This is a genomic window from Streptomyces sp. NPDC107528, assembly GCF_055639295.1.
This window is the reverse complement of sequence record NZ_JBVKAV010000011.1, coordinates 150,745-176,969: the sequence shown is the minus strand read 5'-3', so window position 1 is coordinate 176,969 and position 26,225 is coordinate 150,745. Positions and strand designations below refer to the sequence as shown.

Genomic DNA, 26,225 nt, shown 5'->3' with positions numbered 1-26,225 from the left:
CCGTAACTCCACGGAGTGATCGAAACATCACAGATGGTTTCCGATCCGGGTCGGCATCATGCCTCCGGCCCATGGCGCACCAAGCCCGAGGGGCCGGCACGGAACCTGGTGCGCCACGAGTCAGACCAGTTCGGGCTGCGGTTCCAGTCGTCTCCCCGGCACGACCTTCGGTTCCCAGAGTCTGGTGGTCCGCATGTAGCCGAGAATCACTGAGACCATCGCCAGAATGAGAAGCGGCCCGAACACCAACGGATATCTGGCCATCTCCATCGACAGATAGCGATACGTCACCAACAGGGCCGCGAAGACCGTCGTGCCGTAGGCGACCAACTGGATTCCCGACCGGTCCCAACCACGGGCCAGCGAACGCATGGCCGCTTCGATCGTGAGCGCGAACACCACGCCGGCGACGAGGTCCACGCCGTAGTGGTAGCCGAATCCCAGAGTTGCGCCGAGGGTGGCGATCAGCCAGAAGCTGCCTGCGAATCGCAGAATCCGCGGCCCCTTGCGGGAGTGCAGGAAGATCACGGTGGCCCAGGCCGTGTGCAGGCTGGGCATGCAGTTGCGTGGGGTGATCTCGTCGAACGGCATCGCGTGCGGCGTGCTGATCGGCGGCGCCGTCTCCGGCCACAGGTTGGCCACCGCCCACTGGCCGCCGTCGACGCCGTAGGCGAAGATCGGTCCGACCACCGGGTAGATCATGTAGATGCCCGGCCCGAGAAGGCCGACGACGAGGAACGTGCGCACCAGATGATGGCTCGGGAAGCGGCGCTCGGCGGCCACGTGGCGCAGTTGGTACAGCGCGACGACGACTGAGGCGACCGCAAGCTGGACGTAGACGTAGTCGAGAACATGGGCGCCGGCCGGGCCGGTGGCCCGAACGATCCGGCCCACCAGCCACGACGGGTTGCCCAGCGCCTGATCGGCGGTTGCCATGTACTGGTCCAGCACCACCGGGCGGGTCTTCGCCGTGATGTGCAGCCAGGCGTCGCCGGTCTTACGGCCGGCCACCAGCAGCAGGCCCAGGCCGACGCCCTTCAGCAGCAGGGCACGTTCCCGGCCGGTGCGGCGCGTGACGGCGATGACCGCGCAGCCAAGCATCACCCACAACGCGCCGTTGCCGAAGGGGTGGCCTTCGGTCACCTTTATGCCGGCCGCCCACCGCACCACGAGGACTACGAGGTCGATGCCGATCGCGGCACCAACCGCGATGAACCGTTGTCGCCGGGTGAGCACCACCATCATCAACGCCATACCGGCGTAGAGCAGGAAACCCGACTTGGGCGGGAATATCACCTCTCGCGCCTGTGTGGTGATCGGCCCCGGTATGCCGTGGTGACGCGCGGCGATCTCCAGCGCGACGAGGAACCCGAGCGCCACCAGAGCCGCCGCGGTCCACAGCATCGCCCGCGGTTGACGCCACGCGGCGAAGAGGAACTTGATTCTGTTTTTTATTCGCGAGCACGCCCGCGACGACATGGGTATCAATTTGTTTGGCCGGTTTTCAGATGTTAGGTAAACGGGTCACTTTGCTCTGTTTGATACGGTTTTGGGTCAAGAGTTGCGATGAGGGCGATCATCGCGAGTTCGAACATGTTAGCGGAGAAGGCCAGTAGGTTTCGGCTCGGTGAACTGACGCACACTCAGCACGGTGACCGTTCGCCTGACAGGTTGCCTGCCAGGCCTGCCTGGGCTCTGCCGGTACCGGCCTTCGGGGGAATTGTGCGTCGGCTGCGCGGTCCGGTGGCCGTCGGGTGGTACGGGCATGAGATGGCCGCGCCCCCCGATCCGCCCGCCACACCGCTCGAGCATCCGAGCGGCGTGGAGTCGCGCGTGCCGGCGCTGCTGCGAACCACCGCCGCGTACGCATGGCGGATCATCGCCATCGGCATCGTCGTTCGCGTCGCCTTCTCCGTGCTGGGGCAGTTCCACCGGATCGCCGTCGCCGTCTTCCTCGGTCTCGTCATGGCTGCCGTGCTCCGCCCGGTGGCCGGCCTCCTCGCCCGCTACATGCCCCGGCCGCTCGCGGTCGCCGCGTCCCTCATCGGCGGCATCGTCCTCGTCCTCGGGGCGCTGGCCCTGGTCGGTGAGACGGTGGCGGACCAGCGAAGCGGGCTGGAGCGGGAGTTCGTGACAGGGATCGACCGGATCGAACGTCAGCTGGAGGAGCCTCCGTTCCGGCTTCCCCCGGACGTGTTCGACGATCTCCAGTCCCGGATCGGCAAACTCCTGTCGAGTCACCGCTCGACCCTCATCAGTACGGCGCTCAGCGGCGCGAGCCGGCTGCTCGAGGTGCTGACCGTGCTGGCCCTGGCTCTGTTCTGCGCGGTCTTCTTCACGCACTCCGGCGAGAAGCAGTGGCAATGGCTGTGCGATCAGCTCCCCGTCGCGGCCCGTGAGCGTTTCGCCGTCGCGGGCGCGGCCGCCTGGCGGACGTTCACCGGTTATACGCACGGCATCCTGCTGGTCGCGGGAACCAACGCGGTCCTCGTGGGCATCGCCCTGCTCGCCCTCGGGGTGCCCCTCGCCGTGCCGTTGGCGCTGCTGGAGTTCGCGGCCGCGTTCATCCCGCTGATCGGCTCGCCCATCGCTCTCGCGGTCGCGGCCGTCGTCGCGCTGACTTCCAAGGGAGTACTGATCGCCCTGCTGGTCGTGGCCCTGATCGTGGTCATCGGACAGATCGAGGGCCACCTCCTGCACCCCATCGTGATGAGCTGGGCCGTCCGACTGCACCCGGTCGTGGTGGCGCTGGCGGTCGTCGGCGGAGCGGTGGCGGCGGGAGTGATCGGCGCCGTTGTGGCCGTACCGCTGGTCGCCGTCCTCTGGTCGGTGTGCCAGGCACTGCGAGGCCGCACCGACGAACCGGAAGGGGTCGGGGCGGGGTCGGGTGACGAGAGCGCCTGAGCCGTGTTCGGTGACCGGTGTTGGGGTGGGGCGGGGTGAGCTGAGGGATGGGGAGTGGGAGGGGGCCGGAGCGGGTGCTGAGAAGGGACGGCCGGTACGGCGCCGGAACGGCCGGCGCCGGAACGGCCGGCACGGGGCCGGACGGACGGCACGGGGCCGGACGGACGGCACGGGGCCGGACGGACGGCACCGCGTCGGGACGGGCGGCACGGGGCCGGTACGGCGCCGGTACGGCCGGTCAGTGGCCGGCGGCGGCCTTGACCAGGGCGACCGCCACCCCGATCACCGCGTCGAGCACGCCGGCCAGGAGGCCGGCACTGGTGCTGTTGCCCATCCGGACGCCGCCGTACCAGCCCCAGCCGAACAGGCCGGCCACGTTGACCCCGGCCGCGATGAACAGGGCGGTGTCCAGATCCATCACGTCCAAGGCCGCGGAGCCGATGAGGACGAGCGGGCCGACGGCGGACAGCAGCAACGGGCTGCTGACCCACAGCATCCGGCGCAGCTCCGCGCCGGTGGCAACCCGGCCGTGCACTGTGCGATGGGCCTGCTCGTCGGCGACGAGCGTCGCGAGCCAGAGGCCCACCGCGGCGGCCGCCACACTGGCCGCGGCGCCGGCGGAGGAAGGGTGCTCGGCCGCCGTCAGGCCGATCACCACCGAGATCATGGTGATGGTCGCGTACAGCCGTTCCTTGAGCCAGTTGAGCCAATCGGCCGTGGTCCGCGGATCTTTGCCCGCCCCGGCCGCCGGGCCGCCGACCGGGAAGGGCAGGCCCCCGGCGCCCTCGCTGTCGTCGTGGCCCATGCCGTCAGCGTAGGTGTTCGACCTTGCCTGTCTGACGCTACGTCAGGGCGTGTCGCCGGGGCGGGGGCGGCGGCTGCCCGTCGCCCCGAAGCAGATCCAAGGCGCGCCCACCTCGCTGTACCGGCTCAGCGGCGCAGCACCCGGCGCTGGACCGACTCCAGCGGGCCGTGGGAGAAGTGGCGCAGCCACAGGGTCGAGGCGGCGACGAGGAGGGCGCAGACCGTCGCCCACAGGCCCATCACCCACCAGGGGCCACTGTCGGCGAAGTGTTCGGCCAGGCCGAGGCCGACGCCGTAGCAGGCCAGCATGCACAGCACGTTCTGCAGGACGTAGGAGGACAGTGCCGTACGGCCGACCGCGGACAGCCCGTGGGTCAGGAAGGCCGGGAACCACCCGCGGTCCAGGGCGACGCCGACCAGACCCATGTAGCCGACGGCGACCACGGGGGCGGCGACATAGCGGCCGAGGAAGAAGAACTCCTCCCCGCCAAGCCACAGGGCCGCGTTGAACGGAATGCCCAGCCCCAGGCCCCAGACAGCCATCCGAGAGCGCAGTTGCCGTCCACGGTCGGTGGGTGTGAAGGCGCCGGCGCGGTGGAGGCGGACGCCGAGCAGGAAGAGGAAGACCAGCAGGCCGAAGGAGAAGACGGGTTCCATTCGGAGGGGGATCGCGTTCTCCAGCCGGAAGGCGATCTGGTCGAACCAGCTGCCGTGGGCGTACACGTCCACCGCCGCGTCGGACACCTCGTTCCCGGAGTCGTCCGAGGGCGCGGCCAGCAGGGCGACCGTGATCAGCGACATCAGGACCACGTGCAGACTCACCGACGTCCACATCACCGCGCGCCGTACGCGCTCGGAACGCGCCAGCAGCCTCGCGATCAGCAGGGCCGTCAGTGCGTACCCCATCAGCACGTCGAACCCGAAGACCAGGACGAAGTGCAGCGTGCCCTCCGCGAACAGGAACAGTGCGCGGGGCCGGTAACCGCGCGGCCACGGGGTGCCGCGGCGGGCGGCGGAGTCGTACTGAATGGCCAGACCTACACCGAACAGGATCGTCAGCAGCGCCAGGAACTTCCCGTCGGCGAGGAACCGGAACAGCGCCTCAGCCGGCTCGCCCAGCGGGTCCGTCATGGGAGTCCCCTGCAGGATCGCCCACTCCGAGCCAGGCGTCGCGAAGATCCACACGTTGGTCATCAGCGTGCCTAGAATCGCCGCTCCACGGAGCACATCGAGCAACGGCAGCCGGGGCGGGGCCGCGGACCGGGCGGAGGACGTTTCGTCAAAGGAGGCGCGGAGGCTGTTGGGCATGCCTTCAGGTTCTCCGCGCTTTGCGGCCCGATCGTCGTGCGGCCGGACGAAAACGTCGTACATCCTTCGATGCAGTGCGGGCGTCGGTGCACTGGCACTGGCACTGGCGCGAACGCCGCCTGGCTACGAGAGGTCTACTGGATCGACCAGCGTGGGGAGTTGCCTCCGTCGCCTGGTTCTCGAACCCCGTCGTGCGTGGTACTGCGCTCGCCCGTGTTCTGCTCAGGCCCACTGCGAGCGCGACGACTGCCCAACTGCGGCCAGCCTCTTCAGAAGCATGAGTCCTCCTCTGCTCGACACGGGGTGCCCTCCCGGCTGAACAGCCTCGTTGCCGCGCTGTCGCCAGGTTCGGCCCGGATTCACGGCAAGCGCGTCGAGTGCATCGAGATGCGCTTGTCTCCCGAGCCGCTTACGAACTGCTGGGTGTCTCCCCGTACGAACTGGACCGCTCCATCACTCCCCTTGAGAACCTGTGGGGCCGTCACGAGGAGCGCCTGCGGCAGCAGTTGGGCGAGGCAGCGGGGACCGGCATCTTGTGCGTGAGGAACGCCGGACCGCGAAGAGGTGGGAGTCAGCCGTGACCGAGCGCAGCGCGCGACCGAAGGACACCGCTGAACCTCATGCGCCCGGCGAGGGGATGAGCTCCGCCACCGAGGCGTTCGTCGCACACCGGAATCTGCTCTTCACCGTCGCCTACGAGATGCTCGGCTCGGCCGCCGACGCGGAGGACGTCCTGCAGGAGACCTGGCTGCGCTGGGCCGGCATCGATCTCGACACCGTGCGCGATCAGCGCGCGTTCCTGGTCCGGATCACCACCCGCCGGGCACTGATCCGACTGCGTACGCTTCGCCGGCGCAAGGAGTCCTACGTCGGCCCCTGGCTGCCCGAACCGCTGCTGACCGCACCCGACGTGGCCGAGGACGTCGAGCTGGCGGACAGCGTCTCGATGGCGATGCTGCTGGTGCTGGAGACACTCGGCCCCACCGAGCGGGCGGTGTTCGTGCTGCGCGAGGTCTTCGACCTGGCATACGACGAGATCGCGGAAGCCGTCGACAAGAGCCCGGCCGCCATCCGTCAGATCGCCCACCGCGCGCGGGCGCACGTCGCAGCGCGCCGCCCGCGCGGGGCCGTGTCTCCGGCCGAGGCGCAGAACGCGTTCGACGCCTTCCGGCGGGCCGTCGATCCGGGCGATCTGCAACGGCTGCTCGATGTTCTCGCGCCGGACGTAGTCCTGCTGGGCGACGGCGGCGGAGTCGTGCAGGCCGTGCCGGCGCCCGTCGTGGGTGCTGCCGAGGTGGCGCCCCTGGTTGCCGGGCTGGGGCGATTCGGCGCGGCGGCGACGCTGGAATCGGCGCGCATCAACGGCCATCCGGCACTGATCCTCCGGCTGGACGGCCGCATCAACACGGTCTTGGCCGTCCGCATCGACGACGGCCTCATCAGCGGCCTCTACGCCGTACGCAACCCCGAGAAGCTGTCACGCGTGGAGCAGGAGACCGCGGTGAGCCGCTGATCCCGGCCGGCCGGTCGGCTCCGAGGGCACCCAGGCGGCGGGGGCAGCGCTGTCCCCGCCGCTGACGGGACCCATACACTCCAACCCCTCGCTGCCGACGTGCCGCAGGCACTGTGCGCCGCCGCCACGGCATACGCCGCCCGGTCCACGTCCCGATCGCCCTGCGTGACCCCCGCGCCGAGGCCTGAACGCCCCTGTGTGCGAAAAGAGTTTGCGGACCGGGCCGCCCTTGGATAGATGTTGCGGCTGGACCCCCGGCCACGAGGGCTGAGGGGATGACAGCGAGAGGAGGGATGAGCAGATGATCCCCATGATCACCGCGCTTGTGTCCTCCCGGGGCGCGGACCGCGTCTGACCCCCGGAGCGGACAGGCGCCTTCACCGGAGTGTGCCTTGACCGTGGAACTGAACGACCTGACCATGCGTCCGATCACCGGACGCGGAGAACTCGACCTCTTCTCTCAACTGCCCTACGTCCTCAACCCGGAACTGGCCGACGACCTTGCCGCCGGCCGTCGACGTCCCGAATGGATGTGGGTCGCCCAGCACGGTGACCGTCTGCTGGCCAGGGCCGCCTGGTGGAGTCGGCCCGGCGGGGACGCACCACTGATCCTGGATGTCCTCGACATCGACGACGGGGCCCCGAATCCCGCTCGCCTGGACATCGGGGTGCGGCTTCTGCGGACGGCGATGGCCGCTGTCCTCCCGGACCCTTCGCGGCCCCCGGAGTACAGCCGATTCATCCCACCGGACTGGCGTGACAACGCGGCGACCAGGCAGGTCGTCGAAGACCGCATGACGGTCCTGGAGCGGACGGGTGCCCGGCTCTTCGTGGAGCGCCTGCGCCTGGAATGGAATCCGACGTCACCGGTTCCCGAATCCGGCAAGCGTCTGCTCTTCCGGCCGGTCCGGGATGCCGGGGAACTCGTGGCCCTGATGGCCCTCGTCCTGGACGGCACGCTGGACGCACACGGCCGTGACGAACTGACGCGGATGAGTCCCCAGGAGGCGGCCACCCAGCACTACGAGGAGGAACTCGCCCGCTACACGAGCCCGCGAGACTGGTGGCGGATCGCCACACTGCCGGATGGAGAACCGGTGGGGTTCGTGGTCCCTGCCCACAACGGCTACAACCCGATCATCGCCTACCTCGCGGTCCTGCCCGCACATCGCGGCAACGGCTACATCGACGACGTCCTCGCCGAGGGAACCCGCATCCTCGCCGAGCAGGATGTTCCCCGTGTCCGAGCCGCCACGGACCTCGGCAACGTCCCCATGGCGAACGCCTTCCGGCGGGCCCAGTACGTCAACTTCGGGCGTGAGATCAACATGACCTGGAACTGATCACGCGTACCGCCCCCCAGCCCGGCCAGCCCGGCCCAGCCCGGCCAACCAGCAAGGAGTACAGGACCGTTGAACGTCGAGCTCCCCCCGTTCCTGCAGGAGACCGCTGCCCAGTTCGGGGCGGGAGCTCCTTACGCCCTGAAGGTCCTGGCGGGCCGACTGGCCGACGACCCGGACATGGGCACGCCGTCCAGTCTGCCCGGCATCCTCACCGTCATCGTCGAGGGCGACTTGTACGAGGACTGCCCCGACCTGGCCGTCGGCTACATCCGCGAGCCGGACTGGATCCAGATCCGGTACGTGAACCTCGCCCCCTCCGCCAAACCCGTAGTGGCCGTCCAGGAGGAGGACCCAGGTCAGGAGCGTGTCCAGCCCGTCGACCCGACTATCGAGGCCGTCACCGTACGGCAGATCGCCGACGCCTGGCTGCGTATCCTCCGCCGGCTCCGGCTCACCGCCCCCGACTCCTATGCCGCCCTCCGCTCCGGCGCCGAGCTCTCCGCGATCGCCGCCTTGGAGAACGATCTCGGCGTCCGCATACCCACCGAGCTGCGCACCCTGTGGCTTCTGAGCGCAGGCGACGAAGGGGCCGCCGGCTGGGGCGCGGGATGCCTTCCGGGCAATGAGGCGCTGATGACCCTGGACGCCGTCGCCGACGTCTACCGGCGGATGTCGGACCACCAGGCCGACCACGACACCAGCAACGCCGGCCGGCCCGAGGAGGAGCAGATCACCGTGTGGAGAGCGACCTGGATTCCTGTCGTCTCACGCGGTCCCGCTGACAGCACCTCCGGCCTGTACCTGGACACCGCGACCGGCTACCTGGGCCGTTGGTCCCGCTACAACGACGCCCCGGGCGAAGAACTCGACACGCTGGTCACCTACTTGGAAGAGGCCGCCGACATGCTCGAAGCCCCGGCGCTGGCCACGCGGGACAAGCCCGGCCTGATGGGTGGGGCGCTCGTGTGGCGCGGCGGGTTCGGCCACGCGGTGGAGGACCGGTGGCGTCCCCTGACCGGCTGACCGGCTGACCGGCTGACCGTGCAAGAGTCCTCCAACCACGACGCGTTCGGCCATACTGATCACATGATGGGTGTGCCGCTCTCCGTACTCGAAGTCGCGATGGTCCAGCGCGGTACGGACCCCACGGACACCTTGAGGGACACGACCGAGTTCGCCCGTGGCGTCGAAGGGCTCGGCTACCGACGGCTCTGGTACGCCGAGCATCACCACTCCCCCGCCATCGGCGCATTCCCTCCGGTGGTTCTGATCGCTCATGCCGCCGCGTCGACGTCCTCGATCCGGCTGGGCTCCGGAGGAGTCCTCGCCCCCAACCACGCTCCGATCATGCTGGCCGAACAGTTCGGCACACTCGCCGCGTTGCACCCCGATCGCGTCGATCTCGGGATCGGCCGTGGCCCGGGGACCGTGCACGAGGCGACAGCCCTGGCGCTGCGGCGTGGGGCGGGGCCGGCGACGGACGAGGAGTACCGCGACGACGTGGCGGCGACCCTGCGCTTCCTGGTGGACGAGGTCGCGCTCGACTCGCTGCCCGAGCCGTGGCTGCTGGCCTCCAGCACCGCCGGTGCCGCTCTCGCCGCGCAGCTCGGTCTGCCGATGGCCTTCGCCCACCACTTCCGCCCCGAGAACACCACTGCTGCGATCGAGCACTACCGCGCGCGGTTCGTGCCGTCCCGCTGGTGCCCGAGCCCGCGTGTGCTGCTGTGCGTGGAGGCGGTGTGCGCCCCGACGCGCGAGGAGGCCGAATGGCTCGTCGGGCCGATGAACGTCGTCAAGGTCGGACTTCTCCAAGGGCGAAGCGACATCGCCTTTCCCACCCCCGCCGAGGCGGCCGTGCATCCCTTCACCGACCAGGAGCGGCAGGCTCTCGCGGCGTTCCACGCGCACCAGGCGTACGGCGATCCCGAGACCGTCGTACGACGTCTCACAGAGCTGACCGACGCGACCGGCGCGCAGGAATTGATGCTCGTGTCGCCGGTGTACGCACTGAAGGACCGCCTCCGGTCCTTCGAGCTCATCGCCGCGTCGTCACCCGCGCAGGGCGACGAGCCGGTCGCCACCGCGTAGGGCAGGGCGTCCTGGCCGCCACTCACCGCGTCGGCGGCCACCACTCGAACAGCAGCAGCGTCGCGTCGTCCCGAAGGCTGCCGGGCTGTGCGTCCAGGATCGAGTGGATCAGTCGCCGTAGGGTCTCCGGCGCCAGTTCGCCCGCGGCGGTGGCCCGGATGATGTAGTCGGTGAAGTGCTCCAGACCGAACATGCCGCCGTCCCGGGTACGGGACTCGGTGACGCCGTCGGTGTAGAGCAGCACCCGGTCGCCGGGCTGGAGGGCGATCTCATGGGTCTGCCGGGTGCGCTGGGCGAGCAGGGACGGCAGCCCCATCGGCGGTTCGGGCTCCCTCTCCATGGCGTCGACCAGCAGCCGCTGGTCCCGGATGAGCAGCGGCGCGGGGTGTCCGCAGTTGGTCCAGCGCAGCACGCCGCTCGCCAGGTCGAGCTGGGCGAGGACGCCGGTGCAGAACTGGTCGGGGAGCCATCGCGCCAGGGCGTCGTCCACGCTCTGCACCAGTTCCGGGAGCTCGGCCCCGGTGCGCCGGGCGTTGCGGCAGGCGGCGAGCGACACCGCGGTGGTCAGGCCCGAGGCCAGGTTGTGGCCCATGGCGTCGAGGACGGCGGCGTGCAGGGTGGTCTCGGTGAGGGAGTGGTCGAAGGCATCGCCGCCGAGTTCGTAGGCGGGCTCCAGTACGGCCGTGGACACGACGTGCGCCGTGCCGATCGTGCGGGGCGGCAGGAAGGCGCGCAGCATCTCGGCGGGCAGTTGCATCGGTTCGCTGCGGGTCCGTCGTACGAAGGAGTCCTTGTAGGCCCGCTTGGACGTGATCATCATGGCGAGGAGAGCGGCGAGGGTACGGCTGCGTCGCAGCGAGGGCGGTGTCAGAGCCGGCGAGTGCACCGCGAGTACGCCGAGCCGCTCGGCGCCGTCCAGGAGGGGGAGCCAGGCCGTCATGCCGCCGGCCTCGGACTCCTCCACGCGCAGGGACTGGGTGCGGTACGTCCAGCCGGCGAGCGAGTCGTCGACCGGAAGAGGGGCGCCCGCGTCGGTCAGCGGGACCAGCCGGCGCTGCTGGAGGTCGGCGAGGTAGATCACCGCGTGTTGCAGCCCCAGGGCTTTGGAGCAGCGGGCCACCGCGGTGGACAGGTCCAGCGCCGCGTTCTCCGGGTCGGCGAGGAACTCCTCCAGCAGACCGTCGCCGGGCTCGGCCGTCACCACCTCGTCTCCTCTCGTCGCGACCGTGGGACGCGGATCGGGCGCGTCGTTCAGCAGTCTCACATCGCGGCCCGCGGCGTGCCCGGCGACGGGGGCGGGCCGGGGCGGCAGCGGGCCCCGGCGACACCGCCGTATGGATGAGGGGGCGCCTCATGATGCCGAGGTGGGCCGGTCAGTCCTCCTGGACCACGGAGAGCACGTTCCCCGCGGGGTCGGTGAACCATGCGATCGCCGCGGGGCCGCCCTGGCCGACTCGAACGATGCCCTTCTCGTCGTGGTCGAAGCCGGAGTAGCGCTCAAGGGTCACGCCGCGCCGCTCCAGTTCGGCGACGGCGGCCTCGATGTCGTCCACGGGGAAGTTGAGAATCGTGAACGTCGCGGGGGTGTGCGTGTCCTTGGGATAGACGAAGACGTGCGCGCCACCGCCGAGCTTGACGGTCAGCATCCGCATCTCGCCCTGGCCCGTCTCCTCCACCTGGAGGCCGAGGGTCTCACCGTAGAAGCGGCGGGCCACGTCGAGATCGTCGACCGAGAAGCCGCTGTACGCGTGCGATTGTCCGAGCATGCCGTGTGTCTCCTTCGTGGGTGATCCGTCCTGACGTCTCAGGGCACCTCACGCGCGCCGCGCCCGGCGGCGCGGCGCGCTGGCAGCCGTCCGGATGGTCGTGTGTCCTTCAGCCGGGCGGCCCAACTCCCCTACCGGGTTTGCGGATCGGCGACGCACACAACATCGGAGTTGGCCTATACCAAAGTCTTGACAGTGGTTTCCGTCACTTCTTAAATCATGCATTGAAATAAGCGCCATCCCGCACCCCCTTCACCCCCCACTCATGCCGCTTCGTCGGCGCAGGAGATGACATGCCCCCTACCTCGCGACCACCCATCAGAGGCCGCGGTCCATTGACCGCGGCCTTCGTCGCCGCCGTCACGGCGGCCTCGCTCCTCAGCGCCGTCCAGCCCACCCAGGCCGTTCCGGAACACACTGCCGAGGCGGCCTCTTCCGCCGCCGCCCTCCCCACCAGCTGGTCCACGGTGGTGAACAGCGGCAGCGGCAAGTGCCTGGACGCACGAGCGGCCGCCACCGTCAACGGCACGGCGGTGCAGCAGTACGCCTGCAACAACAGCACGGCGCAGCAGTGGAGCTTCACATCGACCAGTGACGGCTACGTGCGGATCAACAACCGCAACGACGCCCAGCAGGTGGTGGACGTCAGCGATGTGTCCACGGCAGACAACGCGGCCGTGCATCTGTGGACGTACGGCGGGGGCAACAACCAGCAGTGGCAGGCCGTCGACGAGGGCGGCGGCGCCTACCACTTCGTCAACCGGAACAGCGGCAAGTGCCTTGACGTACCGTCCGCCTCGACGGCCGACAGCGTCCAGCTGGTGCAGTACACCTGCAACGGTTCGGCCGCCCAGCGCTTCCAGGTCGCGCCCGTGAGCACCGCCCCGGGCGATGTCGACCTCGGCCCCAACGTGGCCGTCTTCGATCCGTCGATGCCGTCGTCCACCATCCAGAGCCGGCTGGACTCGATATTCCGGCAGCAGGAGACGAACCAGTTCGGTTCACAGCGCTACGCGGTGATGTTCAAGCCGGGCACGTACAGCAATGACGTGAACGTCGGCTTCTACACCCAGGTCCTGGGCCTGGGCGAGTCACCCGACTCGGTCACGATCAACGGCGCCGTGCACGTGGAGGCGGACTGGTTCCCACCACAGAACGCGACCCAGAACTTCTGGCGGGGCGCGGAGAACCTCTCGGTGAACCCCACGGGCGGCACCGACCGCTGGGCCGTCTCGCAGGCGTCCGGGTACCGGCGCATGCACGTCCGCGGCAACCTCGAACTCAGCGACGGCGGCTGGTCCAGCGGCGGCTTCATGGCCGACACGAAGATCGACGGACAGGTCCGCTCCGGCACGCAGCAGCAGTGGCTGACCCGCAACTCCCAGCTCGGCAGCTGGACCGGCTCCAACTGGAACATGGTCTTCGTCGGCAGCCAGGGCGTACCGGGCAACACGTTCCCCAACCCGCCGTACACCACGGTCAACCAGACCCCGACGGTGCGGGAAAAGCCCTTCCTGTACGTCGACAACGCGGGCGCCTACCGGGTGTTCGTGCCGTCCCTGCGGACGAACTCCTCGGCCACGACCTGGGCGAACGGGGCCGCGGCGGGCAGCTCGCTCGGCATCGACCAGTTCTTCGTCGTCAAGCCGGGCGCGACCGCCGCACAGATCAATGCCGCTCTCGCAGAGGGCAAGAACCTGCTGGTCACCCCCGGTGTCTACCACCTGAACCAAACCCTGCGGGTCACCCGCCCCGACACCGTGGTCCTCGGGCTCGGTCTGGCCACTTTCATCCCGGACAACGGCATCACGGCCATGACGGTCGCCGACGTCGACGGCGTGAAGATCGCGGGCGTCCTCTTCGACGCCGGTACGACCAACTCCCAGACACTGGTGGAGATCGGCCCGTCCGGCGCCGCCGCCAACCACGCGGCGAACCCCACCTCCCTGCATGACGTGTACTTCCGCGTCGGCGGTGCCGCCGTGGGCAAGGCGACCACCAGCCTTGTCGTCAACAGCGACAACGTCATCGGCGACCACATGTGGATCTGGCGCGGCGACCACGGCACCGGCATCGGCTGGAACAGCAACACCGGCGACACCGGCCTCATCGTCAACGGCGACAACGTCACCATGTACGGCCTGTTCGTCGAGCACTACCAGAAGCACCAGACCATCTGGAACGGCAACGGCGGGCGGACGTACTTCTACCAGAACGAAATGCCCTACGACCCGCCCAACCAGGCCGCCTGGATGAACGGTTCCACGCAGGGCTACGCCGCCTACAAGGTCGCGAACTCCGTGACCAGCCACCAGGCGTACGGGCTCGGCAGTTACTGCTTCTTCAACGTCAACCCGGCTGTCACCGCGGAGCGCGCCTTCGAGGTCCCCAACACGCCGGGCGTCCGCTTCCAGAACATGGTGACCGTCTCGCTCGGCGGCACCGGAACCATCCGGCACGTCATCAACGACCGGGGCGGCCCGTCCAACTCGTCCACCAACGTGGCCAACGTGGTGAGCTACCCGTGAGGCGGCTGGCAGCACGACTGCTGGCGGGGCTGGCCCTGGTGCTGGGGCTGACCGCAGCCCCGGCGCCCGCCGGGCTCCACGCCTCCGCCGCGCCCCAGGCGCCCGCCTTCAAGGTCATCGCCTTCTACAACGGCACCTGGGACGCCGCGCACATCGACTTCGTCAAGGAAGCCAACGAGTGGTTCCCGCGCACCGCCGCCCAGAACAACTTCACGTACCGGGCGACGACCGACTGGAACCTGCTCGCCAACGGCGGGGTGAACGACTACCAGGTCGTCCTCTTCCTCGACGACGCGCCGGACACCGCGGCCCAGCGGGCCGGCTTCGAGCGGTATGTGCGGGCGGGCGGCGGCTGGATGGGCTTCCACGTCTCGGCGTTCACGACCGACGCCGGATCGTGGCCCTGGTACTACAACACCTTCCTCGGCAGCGGGAACTTCAGGTCGAACACCTGGGGCCCCACGACGGCGAACCTGCGCACCGAGGACCGTACGCACCCCTCGACCACCGCGCTGCCGGCGACGTTCACCTCGGCGGTGAGCGAGTGGTACAGCTGGTCCAACGACCTGCGCACCAAGCCGAACATCAAGATCCTGGCATCGGTCGACCCGTCGAGCTTCCCCCTGGGCACCGACCCCAACCAGTCCTGGTACAGCGGCTACTACCCGATCCTGTGGACCAACACCAAGTACCGGATGCTGTACGCGAACTTCGGCCACAACGCCATGAACTACGAGACCAACACCCGCCTGTCCTCCACGTTCGCAAGCCCCAGCCAGAACCGCTTCCTCATCGACGGCCTGAAGTGGCTCGGCCGCGCGGCTGAGTAGCTGTCACGCTGCCCGCACCCGGTGCCGGCGCCAGACGGACGAGGAACGGCTGTGCCCCGAACAGGCGCAGCCGTTCCACGTGTACGGGCGTGAAGTGGTGGCGGATGGCGGCGGCGAGGTCGTCGGGGTCGGGTAGGAGGAGTACGGCCGTTCCGTCGGGGGCCAGGACGCGGCGCAGTTCCGTCCACCAGCGGGAAGGGGCGGTCGCGAGCAGGCCGCGGGCCTGGACCTGCCCGCCCCAGGGCGGGTTGCACAGCACGCGGTCGACCGAGTGGTCGGGAAGGGGAAGACGGCCGGCGTCGGAACGGCGGATGGCGACGGGCAGGTCGCCTGCGTTGGCGCAGGCCGCGGCGACCGCGTCCGCGGAGAGGTCGAAGCCGTGGCAGCGGGCGTCGGGGTGGGCGAGTGCCGCCTCGATGAGCAGCGTGCCGGCGCCGCAGCACGGGTCGAGGACGACGTGGCCGGGGCGGATGTCGGCCAGCCGGGCCATGGCTGCGGCCAGCGGCGGGTGCAGGGTGCCCGGGATGGTGTGCTGCTTGTAGGTGCGGCGGTGCAGCGGACGGTCGTCGAGCCGCAGCATGAGCGTGGCCCGCGATCCGTCCAGGGTCAGTCGCCAGCCCCAGCAGCCGGGCGGGGGCGGGGTTCCTGCCCGCCGCGAGTGGTACGGGACGCGGAGGCGCCGCGCCAGGGCCTGTCCCACCACGTCCTCGGCGTCGTACCGGGTGAAGGTCCGCCGGCCGAGGAAGGAGGCCGAGACGTCTATGCCGGTGAGGTCCGGGGCCGCCGTCGTCGCGCTGTGGGGACGCAGGGACAGGAGGTGGCCGATCGCGGTCGGATCGGCAAGCTCGGCGAGGTCGTGCAGGGATTGTCGCGTGGGTCCGATGTCGGGGCGGCGGGCGGCGAGCAGGAACAGGTCGTCAGCGGTGCGCAGGGCCGGCACGGACCGGTGCGTACGGAAATGGACTTCGCGGTGGCGCAGTTCGGTGACGGCGCCGAGCCCGGACCCAAGAACCTCGGCGGCGACCACGGCCTCCAGGCCGCGGAGGCAGCGCGCCACGAGGAGCGTGTGCATGGTGTTGTTTCTTCTTCCACGTCAGCACTCGGGACAGCGCTCCGCTGCCCCGCGTCGTCGGCGACGGGGGGTCCTCGCTTCGCCGACGGTGCCTAGCGGAGGTGGAAGAAGTACGTCATGGGCGCAGTCTAGCGGTGGCGTGCGGGCTCGGAGGTCGCGGCCAAGACCCTGGCTCCATCGACATGGACCAAATGTCCCTTAGTGTGACTGCTGATCCAGAGCCTCCGCGGACGGGATGGAGTTGGGGCCGTGGCGTTCGCGGAGCAGTCTGCGCCGGGGGTCGGGCGTCGGTCCTGGGCACCGTTGCTGGCGGTCTGCGCCGGATACTTCATGGTGATCCTGGATGTGACGGTGCTCAATGTCGCCGTGCCGGTGATCGGCCGGGAGCTGTCGGCCTCGCTGACCGGCATCCAGTGGATCACCGACGGGTACACCCTGGTCTTTGCCGGCTTCCTGCTGACCGGTGGGGCACTGGGCGACCGGCTGGGCAATCGCCGGGTCTTCTGCTCGGGCGTGGCGGTGTTCACGGTGTCGTCGGCCGCGTGCGCGCTCGCGCCGAGCACCGCCTTCCTCGTGGCGGCCCGGCTGGTGGAGGGGTTGGGCGCGGCGCTGATCGTGCCCGGTTCGCTGGCGCTGCTCCAGCAGGCCTACCCGGAGCCGGCCGCACGATCACGGGCCTTCGGGCTGTGGGGGTCGATGGCGGGCATCGCGGCTTCTGCCGGACCGCTGCTGGGCGGGCTGCTCGTCTCCACGGTGGGCTGGCGCTGGGTGTTCCTCATCAATCTGCCCGTCGGCGTGGCCTGTCTGGCCCTGACGCTGCGTCACGTCGCGCGCTCGCCCCGGCGTGCCGACCGGGCCCTGGACTGGCCGGCGCAGGTCGCGGTCGTGGCCGCGGTGGCGCTGCTGACCGCGTCACTCAACGAGGCCGGACGGCGCGGCTGGTCCGACCCGGCGGTGCTCGCAGGGGTGGGCCTGGCCTTGCTGGCCGCCGCGGCCTTCGTGGTCCGCGAGCGGCTGGCCCGCACCCCCGCCCTGCCGCTGAACCTGCTGCGCTCTCGCACATTGAGCGGTGGAGCCGCCATCGGCCTGCTGTTCAACTTCGGCTTCTACGGCATGGTGTTCACGGCCAGCCTGTACTTCCAGCATCAGCGCGGCTTCAGCGCCCTCGGTACCGGGCTGGCACTGTTTCCTGCGGTGGCGATGACCATGTTCGCGTCCGTCCTGTCCGGGCGGCTGACCCGCCGCACGGGCGATCGTCCACTGGTGATCTCCGGCATGCTCCTGGCCGCCGCGGGGCTGGCCGGCTGGGCCGCGGCCGGAGCCGATCCCGCATACGCGCTGCTGGTGGCGCCGATGATGGCCGCCGGATTCGGCACCTCGTTCGCCCTCACCGGCTCGACCGCCACCGTGATGGGCGCGGCACCCCCCGCGTACTCGGGGACCGCCTCCGCCCTGTTCAACACCACCCGCCAGATCGGCAGCGCCACCGGAGTGGCCCTCGGCGGCAGCCTGCTCGCGACGGCCACCAACTACACCACCGGGCTGCGCACCGGTATGGCCATCGGCGCACTCGCCTACCTCACAGCCGCAGGCCTCGCGTGGCTGTGCGTGCCGGGGAAGTCCGGGAGGGCGTAGGGGCCTTGGGGCTGTCGGGCGAGCAGTGGGCGAGGTCGGCGGGGAGCCAGCCGCGATGAGCCAGCCGCGATGCGTCACCCTCAGCAAGGGTCGCATACACGGTGTGACAACTCGCGGACGTGATGCTCACCGGCACCGACATCCTTCCGCCGATGACCTCACCTCACCTCCACCCCAGGGGGCCGGCCCCCAAAACCCGTCCCGACATTCAGCGACCCCCACGTGGAATGCTGGGTGCACAGCCTCACCGAGGCGGACCGAGAGGTGGCGGGTGCGATGGACTGGGCTCGGTTCGCGCAGGACCTGGCTTCGATGGCGCGGGAACTGCTCGCCCAGGAGTCGGTCGACGCCACCCTCGAACGGATCACCAAGTCGGCCACCGAGCTGGTGGAGGGCTGCGAAGCGGCCGGCATCCTCGTGCTGCACGGCAAGAAGGTCCAGACGCTGGCACCCACGGAGGACCTGGTCGTCCGCAGTGACCAGCTCCAGGAGCGGCTGCGCGAGGGGCCCTGCTTCGACGCCGCTCGCACCAAGGACGGCGAGCGGGTGTTCCGCATCCCGGACTTCGCCAGTGACCAGCCGAAGTGGCCCTCCTTCGGCCCTCAGGCCCACGAACTCGGGGTGGGCAGCATGATGGGCTTCCTGCTGTACACCGAGGACGAAGATCTCGGTGCACTGAACGTCTACTCCCGCAAGCGAGGCGCGTTCACCGAGGCCAGCGAGCTGGCCGGCTGGCTGCTGGCCTCGCACGCCGCGGTCGCGTTCTCCAGTGCCCGCGCGCATGCCCAGATGGAGAACGCCGTCGCCACCCGCCACATGATCGGCGAGGCCATGGGCATCCTCATGGGCAGCCACAACCTCACAGAGGAACAGGCGTTCGACATATTGCGCCGGTACTCGCAGAAGAACAACATCAAACTCCGCGAGGTCGCCGCCATGATCTGCGAGCGAGGCGGTCTGTCCTGAACTGCGGTCGGCTCCCCCGGCTCGAGGTCTGAACCAGAGGAGCCTGGTCAGGCCAGCCCCCAAGGGGTACGCCGCTAAGCCCGGCCTCAACGCCAAGTGCCCATCTCCGCGTCGTTCACGCACGCGCCGGACCGCAGGATTGCCGGGATCGCCGGACGCGGCGGAGCCGCGCGAATGAAAGCCATCACTCCAACGGGGGTTTCCGGTGCGGAATGGCCGTGACCTGGGCGCCCGCTCCTTGAGGATCTTGATCGTCAGCTGCTGTGACTGACCCTGACGAGGAGCGGAAGAAATGTCCCATCGCCGTGTCCGGCCTGCGCCGCGTTCCCGCCTGATCACCTGGTGGGCAACCGCCGGCGCGGTCACAGCTCTGGCACTCGGCCTGCCCGGCACATCGGTCGCGGCCGACCGTCCGACCCCGCCGGAGGGAGGCATCACCGCGGCCCCCGCCGCCTTCGTCCGAGGAACCCTCCAGCCGGAGGCCGCGCCGCCCGGGGCGAACAACTGGAAGTGCCGGCCGACCGCTGCCCACCCCCGCCCGGTCGTCCTGCTGCACGCGACCCTCACGAACGCCCACACGAACTGGAGCATGCTGTCGCCCCAGCTGAAGAGGGCCGGGTACTGCGTTTTCGCGCCCAACTACGGCGGGGCACCGGGAGTTCCCTTCAAGGGCACGCGGCACATCCCCGACTCCGCCCGCGAGGTCGCCCGTTACGTCGACCGAGTCCTCAAGGCGACGGGTTCCCGCCAGGTCGACCTGGTGGGGCACTCCCAGGGCGGAGGTCTGCTGCCCCGCTGGTACCTGCGCTTCGAGGGCGGCACGAACCCCGCACGCCCGTCGCACAACAAGGTGCGCCGGCTCATCGGACTGGCCCCGTCCAACCACGGCACGACCCTGTCCGGTCTGGGCACCCTCACCACCACGCTCGGCCTCAACCCGACGGTGTCGGCCGTGGCAGGGCAGGCGTTCTCCGACCAGATGGTGGGGTCCCGGGTGAACACCACGCTCGACCGGGACGGCGACACACAACGAGGCGTCGCGTACACCGTCATCGCCACCCGGTACGACGAGGCCGTCACGCCGTACCACAACCAGTTCCTGACGGCGGGGCCGGGCGCGACGGTACGCAACATCACTCTCCAGGACGTCTGTCCCCAGGACCGCTCCGAGCACCTGTCGATCGCCTACGACTCGAACGCCGCCCAGCTCGTCCTGAACGCCCTCGACCCCGCACATGCCCAACGCGTGCATTGCCGCTTTTCGGCACCCCTCCTGGGCGGTTGAGGCACGTTCTGAAGCTGTCCGGCCCGGTCAGTTCGACCTGGCCGCGTCGATTGTGCAGAATCAGGGCCATGAGCGAGAACGTGTTCTTCAGTATTTCTGCTAATGGCGAGAACCTCGGCCGCATCGTCTTCCGGCTGTACGACGATGTCGTGCCCAAGACCGCGCGCAACTTCCGTGAGCTGGCGACCGGCCAGAACGGTTACGGCTACAAGGGTTCGCCCTTCCACCGGGTCATCCCGGAGTTCATGCTGCAGGGCGGTGACTTCACCGCGGGCAACGGCACCGGCGGCAAGAGCATCTACGGTGAGACGTTCGCCGACGAGAACTTCCAGCTGAAGCACGACAGGCCGTTCCTGCTCAGCATGGCCAACGCGGGCCCGGGCACCAACGGCTCGCAGTTCTTCGTCACCACCGTGGTGACGCCGTGGCTGGACGGCAAGCACGTCGTCTTCGGCGAGGTCATCGAGGGCGAGGACGTCGTCAAGGCGGTCGAGGCCCTGGGCAGCCGCTCGGGCACGACGGCCAAGAAGATCGTCGTCGAGGACTGCGGCATCGTCGCCTGACGCAGCCTCAGCCGCACATCAGTGCCATCAGGTCCATCAGGTCCGCACCATGCGGGCCCGGTGGACCTGATGTCTTTTCCGCGGTCAGTGCGATTCGCGGCTGACGTCCGAGCCGCTGGAGCCCACGAGGAAGTCGAGATCGGCGCCGCTGTCGGCCTGGAGGACGTGGTCGACGTAGAGGCGTTCCCAGCCGCGCCGTGGGTTGGCGTAGGCCTTGGCGGAGGCCTCGCTCGGGGTTCTGCGGGCGAGTTCGTCGTCGGGTACGTCGATGTCGATACGGCGGGCTTCGACGTCCAGGGTGACGAAGTCCCCGGTGCGCACGAGGGCGAGAGGGCCACCGGCGGCGGCCTCTGGAGCCACGTGCAGGACGACCGTGCCGTATGCGGTGCCGCTCATCCGGCCGTCGCAGACGCGGACCATGTCACGGACGCCCTGTGCGAGAAGTTTCTTCGGCAGGGGCATGTTCGAGACCTCGGGCATGCCCGGGTAACCCTTGGGACCGCAGCCGCGCAGGACGAGGACGGAGTCGGCGTCCACGTCGAGTCCGGGGTCGTCGATGCGGGCGTGGAAGTCCTCGATGGAGTCGAAGACGACGGCCCGGCCCCGGTGGCGCAGCAGGTGCGGGGAGGCTGCGGCCGGTTTGACGAGGGCGCCGTCGGGTGCGAGGTTGCCGCGCAGGACGGCGATGCCACCCTCGGCTACCAGTGGTTCGGCGCGGGTGCGGATGACCTCGCTGTCCCAGATCGGGGCATCGTCGAGGGCGGCGGCCAACGGCTCGCCGGTGACCGTCAGGGCGTCGGGGTCGAGCAGGTCGCGGACCTCGCGCAGGACGGCGAGGAGCCCGCCGGCGCGGTGGAAGTCCTCCATGAGGAAGCGGCCGGCCGGCTGGAGGTCCACCAGGACCGGTACGTGCGAGCCGATGCGGTCGAAGTCGTCGAGGGAGAGGCTGATGCCCAGGCGGCCGGCGATGGCCAGGAGGTGGACGACGGCGTTGGTCGAGCCTCCGATGGCGGCCAGCGCGACGATCGCGTTGTGGAAGGACGCCTTGGTGAGGAAAGTGCCCGGCCGGCGGTCTGCGCCCACCATGTCGACCACGAGTCGGCCGGTGTGGTGCGCGGCCTCCAGCAGACGGCTGTCGGGGGCGGGAGTCCCTGCCACGCCGGGGACGACTGTGCCGAGGGCCTCGGCCACCAGGGCCATGGTGGAGGCGGTGCCCATGGTGTTGCAGTGGCCGCGGCTGCGGATCATCGCCGACTCGGAACGGGTGAACTGCTCCTGCGACAGCGTGCCCGCACGGACCTCCTCCGACAGCCGCCAGACATCGGTGCCGCAGCCCAGCGGCGTACCACGGAACGTCCCGGTCAGCATCGGACCGCCGGGCACGACGACGGCGGGCAGGTCCACCGACGCGGCGGCCATGAGCAGCGACGGGATGGTCTTGTCGCAGCCGCCCAGCAGGACGACTCCGTCGATGGGGTTGGCCCGCAGCATCTCCTCCGTGGCCATGGCGGCCATGTTGCGCCAGAGCATGGCGGTCGGCCGCACGTTCGTCTCGCCCAGGGACACCACGGGCAGGTCCAGCGGGATGCCGCCCGCCTCGTACACGCCGTCGCGCACGGACGACGCGACCTCGTCGAGATGGGCGTTGCAAGGGGCCAGGTCCGAGGCCGAGTTGGCGATGGCGATCTGCGGCCGACCGGTGAACGCGTCGCCGGGCACGCCTCTGCGCATCCACGCGCGGTGGATGTAGGCGTTGCGGTCCTGTCCCGCGTACCACTGTGCGCTGCGCAGCCTCACCATGGGACCTCTTCCGGCAGTCGGTACGGAGGTCTACAGTCTGGAACGCCATGGAGCGTACGCAGACGTACGACGGCTCGACAGACCCCGTTGGGGACGGCCCGACCGCCCTCGGCTCATGCGCGCGTTCGTCCTGACCGAGCCCGGCGCGTACGAGGTCCAGGACCTCCCGGCGCCGGTTGCCGCACCGGGTGAAGTCGTCGTCGACGTCGAGCGGGTCGGCGTGTGCGGCACCGACATGGAGTTCTTCACCGGCGCCATGGCGTACCTCCACCAAGGGCACTCCTCCTACCCGATGCGGCCGGGTCACGAGTGGGCCGGGCGGGTCGCGACGGTCGGCGAGGGCGTCGACCCGGCCTGGACCGGGCGCCGCGTCATGGGCGACACGATGCTGGGCTGCGGCAGTTGCCGACGCTGTCTGCGCGGGCATCAGCATGTGTGCGAGAAGCGCCAGGAGGTCGGCATCCGGGGCGCGCGGGCCGGGGCGCTGGCGGAGCAACTCGCCGTACCTGAATTTTCGTTGCGCGCGCTGCCCGACTCGGTCGACGCGGTACTGGGCGCGCTCGTCGAGCCGGGCGGCAACGCCCTGCGCGCGGCACAGGCCGCGGCGGCTCGCGCCGGTGACCGTGCTCTCGTCGTGGGGCCCGGGACCATCGGTCTCCTGGTCGCCATGTTCCTTCGGGCGGTCGGCGCGGAGGTCCACCTACTGGATCGCCCCGGCCATTCCCCCGCCTTCGCCCACGCCCTGGGCTTCGAACACGTATGGGACGAGGGGTCCCTGCCGGACCTGCCCTTCGACGCGGTCGTCGATGCCACGAACGCGGCCCATCTGCCGGGGAAAGCACTGGAGTTGGTCGAACCGGCCGGCCGGGTCGTGTACATCGGGCTGGCCGGTGAGCCGAGCAGGATCGACACTCGCGCGCTCGTGCTCAGGGACGTGACGGCGGTGGGCATCCTGTCTGCCTCGCCCGGCCTGGACGCCGCCATCCGCGCCTATGCGTCCGGAGCGGTCGACCCCAGGCCCCTCGTCGCAGCGACCGTCACTCTCGACGAGGTCGGCCCGGTTCTCGCGGGTGAGCGACCGGAGGGCGCCGGGCCCGGCCCCAAGATCCATGTGGACCCCGGTCTGGACGGTGCCGGCGCGGCCGCGTCAGGCAGCTCGGACCGGCCGTAGCCGATAGCCGTCCCCGTGTGTGATCACGTGGCCCGCGGTGGGCGGCGGGAAATGCGTGCCCAGCACGAGGGTGTCCGTACCGGCCAGGGAGCCGATCAGCTTGCGGCGCGACTCCTCGGACTGCCGCGGGTCGATGTCGACGCAGGAGCCGATGGCGGGGTGGGCGAACTGGACGGGGTGATGGAGGGCGTCGCCGGTGATCAGGGCCGATGTGCCGCTGTCGGTCAGCTGCACGGCGATGTGGCCGGGGGTATGGCCTGGGGTGGGGAGCAGCCGCAGTCCGGGGGCGATGTCGGTGCCCTCGGGCCGGACGTCGACGAGGTCGAGCAGCCCCGCCTTCTCGACCGGGATCACGGAGTCGTCGAACATGTGCCGCCGCGGCTCGTCCATGTCGTACCCGACCCAGAACTCCCGCTCGGTACGGGAGGTGACGTAGCGGGCGTTGGGGAAGGTGGGAACCCACTCGCCGTCGACCTCACGGGTGTTCCAGCCGACATGGTCGGTGTGCAGGTGCGTGAGGAGGACCAGGTCTACGGAGTCCGGGGGGAATCCGGCGGCCGTGAGGTGCTCGAGGTAGCCGGTCCGCAGGTTGTGCCAGGCCGGGTTCGCGCGCGTCTTGCCGTTGCCGATGCCGGTGTCGACGAGCACGCGCAGGCCGCCCGCTTCGAAGGCGAAGCTGTGGCTGTCGAGGTGCAGGGTGCCTTGGTGGTCGGCGAAGTCGGGGCGCAGCCAGTCGTGCCGTGAGACCACGTCGGTGGTCGCATCGGGGAGCAGCCAGGGCCCGGTCGCCGGTGGCAGGAGGACCTCGTCGATGCGGTGAACGGTGAGGTCGCCCACGAGCCAGGAGGGGATGGAGCCCGGGGCGGGCCCGTCGTCGGCCGTTGGTGTGTGAGTGATCCTGCGCATGAGGTCCCTCCTTCTAAACGCAACAGGTTTGCTTTAAGCGAAGCTAGGCTCTACGATCACTTAAAGCAAACCGTTAGCTTTTACCGGGAGCCGCTTCATGTCCGCCGATGAACTCACGCCGCCGGAGGCAGCCCGCTGGGCCGCCCGCGCCGGGCTGCCCCTGGACGAGGCCCGCCACGCCGGGGTGGCGGCCACCGCCCGGCACATCCACTCCGTCGTCTCGGTCCTGCGGGAACTCGACTTCGGCGACACCCCGCCCGCCTCCGCCTTCGATGCGCGCCACCGAGCCGGAGAGGAGAAGCACGATGCGGCCGTCTGAGCTGTCCCTCGTCGCCGCGTCCGACGCGATACGGCAGCGGCGGCTGTCGCCGGTCGAGCTGGTCGACTCCGTCCTCGATCGCGTCACGGAGGTCGAGCCGCAGCTGGGGGCCTACGTCACGGTGGTGGCCGAGCAGGCGCGCCGGTCGGCGATGGCGGCCGAGCGTGAAGCGGCGTCGGGCCGTTTCCGGGGCACGCTGCACGGGATCCCCATGGGCCTGAAGGACCTGATCGATGTCGCGGGCCTGCCGACCACGGCCGGCTCCCGGGTCCGGGCCGGTCACCGCGCCGACTCCGACAGCACGGTGGCCGCACGCCTGACGGCGGCGGGTGCGATCCTCGTCGGCAAGACCCATACGCACGAGTTCGCCTACGGGCTGACCACCCCGCAGACACGCAACGCCCGGAACCGGGGGCGGGTCGCGGGCGGCTCCAGCGGCGGGTCGGCCGTGGCCGTGGCGGCCGGTACCGCGACCTTCGCCCTGGGCACCGACACCGGCGGGTCGATCCGGGTGCCCGCCGCACTGAACGGGGTCGTCGGCCTGAAGCCGACGTATGGTCTGGTCCCCCGCCACGGCGTGACGTCGCTGTCCTGGTCGCTGGACCACGTCGGCCCCCTGACGCGCGCGGTGGCGGACGCGGCCGTGGTCCTGTCCGCCCTCGCCGGACACGACCCCCGCGACCCGGCCTCACTGCCGGTCCCCGCCGAGGACTACGGGCGGGGTGCCTATGGGTCGGGGGCGGTGAGCGCGGACCTGACGGGGATGCGGGTCGGAGTACCCCGCAACTACTACTTCGACCGCGTCGACCCGGAGGTCGAGACCGCGGTCCGGCGGGCCATCGACCGGCTGGAAACGCTCGGCGCACGGCTCGTCGAGGTCGAGATCCCGATGACGCGCTACATCCAGGCGACGCAGTGGGGCCTGATGGTTCCGGAGGCCACCGCCTGTCACGAGCGGACGCTGCGTGCGATGCCCGACCTGTACGGGGCGGACGTACGCATCCTCCTCGAAGCCGGCGAGCTGATGCCGGCCGGGGACCATCTGCGCGCCCAGCGCGCCCGGGCCCTGATGCGGCGGGAGTGGGCGCGGCTGCTGGAGCAGGTCGACGTGATCGCCGCCCCGACGGTCCCGACGACCGCGGTACCGGCCGGCCAGGAGACGGTCACGTGGTCCGACGGCACGGTGGAGAGCGTCTCCGACGCCTACGTACGTCTCTCGGCCCCCGCCAACATCACGGGCATACCCTCACTGTCCCTACCCGTCGGCAACGACGGCGCCGGGATGCCGATCGGCATGCAGCTCCTCAGGCGCGGCCTCGGGGAGGCCGTGCTCCTGCGGGTCGGGCACGCGTACGAGCTGAGCGTGGCCGCCGTCGCACCCGTCGGCACTGGAGCCGCTAAGGCCAAGGATTCGCTTTAGCGGA

General features: G+C 70.1%; 21 protein-coding genes and 1 pseudogene. 14 read left to right on the top strand and 8 right to left on the bottom strand.

Features of this window, described 5'->3' with window-relative positions; translation table 11 throughout:
* Positions 1-120: 120 nt before the first annotated feature.
* Positions 121-1,404, bottom strand: coding sequence for a phosphatase PAP2 family protein (locus ACZ7L5_RS32185; protein ID WP_471521522.1), 1,284 nt, complete (start codon positions 1,402-1,404; stop codon positions 121-123).
* Between the two features lie 366 nt (positions 1,405-1,770).
* On the opposite strand from ACZ7L5_RS32185, the gene ACZ7L5_RS32180 reads away from it, so the two are divergent.
* Positions 1,771-2,904 carry an AI-2E family transporter gene (locus tag ACZ7L5_RS32180; RefSeq protein ID WP_471521143.1) on the top strand — a complete coding sequence of 378 codons (1,134 nt, stop codon included), beginning with the start codon at positions 1,771-1,773 and terminating at the stop codon, positions 2,902-2,904.
* Positions 2,905-3,142: 238 nt separating this feature from the next.
* Here the strand turns inward: ACZ7L5_RS32180 and ACZ7L5_RS32175 are convergent, their stop codons facing one another.
* Both ACZ7L5_RS32175 and ACZ7L5_RS32170 read right to left on the bottom strand, forming a co-directional pair.
* A complete protein-coding gene (locus ACZ7L5_RS32175; protein ID WP_471521141.1) occupies positions 3,143-3,709 on the bottom strand; it encodes a hypothetical protein in 567 nt (188 codons plus the stop codon).
* Between the two features lie 125 nt (positions 3,710-3,834).
* Complete coding sequence (locus ACZ7L5_RS32170; protein ID WP_471521140.1) at positions 3,835-5,016, bottom strand: DUF418 domain-containing protein; 1,182 nt, start codon at positions 5,014-5,016, stop codon at positions 3,835-3,837.
* A 637-nt stretch (positions 5,017-5,653) separates the two neighbouring features.
* Between ACZ7L5_RS32170 and ACZ7L5_RS32165 the strand changes: the two genes are divergently transcribed.
* The 4 genes from ACZ7L5_RS32165 (at position 5,654) to ACZ7L5_RS32150 (ending at position 9,960) form a co-directional block, all read left to right on the top strand.
* Positions 5,654-6,529, top strand: a complete 876-nt coding sequence (locus ACZ7L5_RS32165; protein WP_471521520.1) for an RNA polymerase sigma-70 factor — start codon at positions 5,654-5,656, stop codon at positions 6,527-6,529.
* A 419-nt stretch (positions 6,530-6,948) separates the two neighbouring features.
* Positions 6,949-7,872: a GNAT family N-acetyltransferase gene (locus ACZ7L5_RS32160; RefSeq protein WP_471521518.1), complete on the top strand. Its 924-nt coding sequence runs from the start codon at positions 6,949-6,951 to the stop codon at positions 7,870-7,872.
* A gap of 69 nt (positions 7,873-7,941) precedes the next feature.
* Positions 7,942-8,895: an SMI1/KNR4 family protein gene (locus ACZ7L5_RS32155; RefSeq protein ID WP_471521138.1), complete on the top strand. Its 954-nt coding sequence runs from the start codon at positions 7,942-7,944 to the stop codon at positions 8,893-8,895.
* Positions 8,896-8,958: 63 nt separating this feature from the next.
* Positions 8,959-9,960, top strand: coding sequence for an LLM class flavin-dependent oxidoreductase (locus tag ACZ7L5_RS32150; protein ID WP_471521136.1), 1,002 nt, complete (start codon positions 8,959-8,961; stop codon positions 9,958-9,960).
* A 22-nt stretch (positions 9,961-9,982) separates the two neighbouring features.
* Here ACZ7L5_RS32150 and ACZ7L5_RS32145 read toward each other — a convergent pair whose 3' ends face one another.
* Positions 9,983-11,164, bottom strand: coding sequence for a PP2C family protein-serine/threonine phosphatase (locus tag ACZ7L5_RS32145; protein ID WP_365065715.1), 1,182 nt, complete (start codon positions 11,162-11,164; stop codon positions 9,983-9,985).
* 169 nt (positions 11,165-11,333) lie between these two features.
* On the bottom strand, positions 11,334-11,726 hold the full coding sequence (locus tag ACZ7L5_RS32140) for a VOC family protein (protein WP_328883976.1): 393 nt from the start codon (positions 11,724-11,726) through the stop codon (positions 11,334-11,336).
* A 293-nt stretch (positions 11,727-12,019) separates the two neighbouring features.
* On the opposite strand from ACZ7L5_RS32140, the gene ACZ7L5_RS32135 reads away from it, so the two are divergent.
* Both ACZ7L5_RS32135 and ACZ7L5_RS32130 read left to right on the top strand, forming a co-directional pair.
* Entirely contained in the window at positions 12,020-14,254 is a 2,235-nt protein-coding gene (locus tag ACZ7L5_RS32135; RefSeq protein WP_471521134.1) for an RICIN domain-containing protein, read from the top strand.
* Positions 14,251-15,075, top strand: a pseudogene (locus ACZ7L5_RS32130) (ThuA domain-containing protein); the annotation flags it as partial. The gene ACZ7L5_RS32135 and the pseudogene ACZ7L5_RS32130, both read left to right, overlap by 4 nt.
* On the opposite strand, the gene ACZ7L5_RS32125 reads toward ACZ7L5_RS32130, so the two are convergent.
* Positions 15,044-16,156 (bottom strand): methyltransferase domain-containing protein, encoded by a 1,113-nt coding sequence (locus tag ACZ7L5_RS32125; RefSeq protein WP_471521133.1) that lies wholly within the window; start codon positions 16,154-16,156, stop codon positions 15,044-15,046. The pseudogene ACZ7L5_RS32130 and the gene ACZ7L5_RS32125 overlap by 32 nt on opposite strands.
* 249 nt (positions 16,157-16,405) lie before the next feature.
* Between ACZ7L5_RS32125 and ACZ7L5_RS32120 the strand changes: the two genes are divergently transcribed.
* The 4 genes from ACZ7L5_RS32120 (at position 16,406) to ACZ7L5_RS32105 (ending at position 20,605) form a co-directional block, all read left to right on the top strand.
* A complete protein-coding gene (locus tag ACZ7L5_RS32120; RefSeq protein ID WP_471521131.1) occupies positions 16,406-17,791 on the top strand; it encodes an MFS transporter in 1,386 nt (461 codons plus the stop codon).
* Positions 17,792-18,067: 276 nt separating this feature from the next.
* Entirely contained in the window at positions 18,068-18,757 is a 690-nt protein-coding gene (locus tag ACZ7L5_RS32115) for a GAF and ANTAR domain-containing protein (RefSeq protein ID WP_363043296.1), read from the top strand.
* A gap of 292 nt (positions 18,758-19,049) precedes the next feature.
* On the top strand, positions 19,050-20,042 hold the full coding sequence (locus tag ACZ7L5_RS32110) for an alpha/beta fold hydrolase (RefSeq protein WP_383243619.1): 993 nt from the start codon (positions 19,050-19,052) through the stop codon (positions 20,040-20,042).
* A 68-nt stretch (positions 20,043-20,110) separates the two neighbouring features.
* Positions 20,111-20,605, top strand: coding sequence for a peptidylprolyl isomerase (locus ACZ7L5_RS32105; RefSeq protein WP_471521129.1), 495 nt, complete (start codon positions 20,111-20,113; stop codon positions 20,603-20,605).
* Between the two features lie 84 nt (positions 20,606-20,689).
* Here the strand turns inward: ACZ7L5_RS32105 and ACZ7L5_RS32100 are convergent, their stop codons facing one another.
* Positions 20,690-22,405: an IlvD/Edd family dehydratase gene (locus ACZ7L5_RS32100; RefSeq protein WP_471521128.1), complete on the bottom strand. Its 1,716-nt coding sequence runs from the start codon at positions 22,403-22,405 to the stop codon at positions 20,690-20,692.
* Between the two features lie 115 nt (positions 22,406-22,520).
* Between ACZ7L5_RS32100 and ACZ7L5_RS32095 the strand changes: the two genes are divergently transcribed.
* Positions 22,521-23,576 carry a zinc-dependent alcohol dehydrogenase gene (locus tag ACZ7L5_RS32095; protein ID WP_471521126.1) on the top strand — a complete coding sequence of 352 codons (1,056 nt, stop codon included), beginning with the start codon at positions 22,521-22,523 and terminating at the stop codon, positions 23,574-23,576.
* Here the strand turns inward: ACZ7L5_RS32095 and ACZ7L5_RS32090 are convergent.
* Positions 23,553-24,482: an MBL fold metallo-hydrolase gene (locus ACZ7L5_RS32090; protein ID WP_471521124.1), complete on the bottom strand. Its 930-nt coding sequence runs from the start codon at positions 24,480-24,482 to the stop codon at positions 23,553-23,555. The genes ACZ7L5_RS32095 and ACZ7L5_RS32090 overlap by 24 nt on opposite strands.
* A gap of 97 nt (positions 24,483-24,579) precedes the next feature.
* Between ACZ7L5_RS32090 and ACZ7L5_RS32085 the strand changes: the two genes are divergently transcribed.
* Complete coding sequence (locus ACZ7L5_RS32085) at positions 24,580-24,801, top strand: hypothetical protein (protein WP_471521122.1); 222 nt, start codon at positions 24,580-24,582, stop codon at positions 24,799-24,801.
* Entirely contained in the window at positions 24,788-26,221 is a 1,434-nt protein-coding gene (locus ACZ7L5_RS32080; RefSeq protein WP_471521120.1) for an amidase, read from the top strand. The genes ACZ7L5_RS32085 and ACZ7L5_RS32080 overlap by 14 nt, the downstream gene beginning before the upstream one ends.
* Positions 26,222-26,225 lie beyond the last annotated feature (4 nt).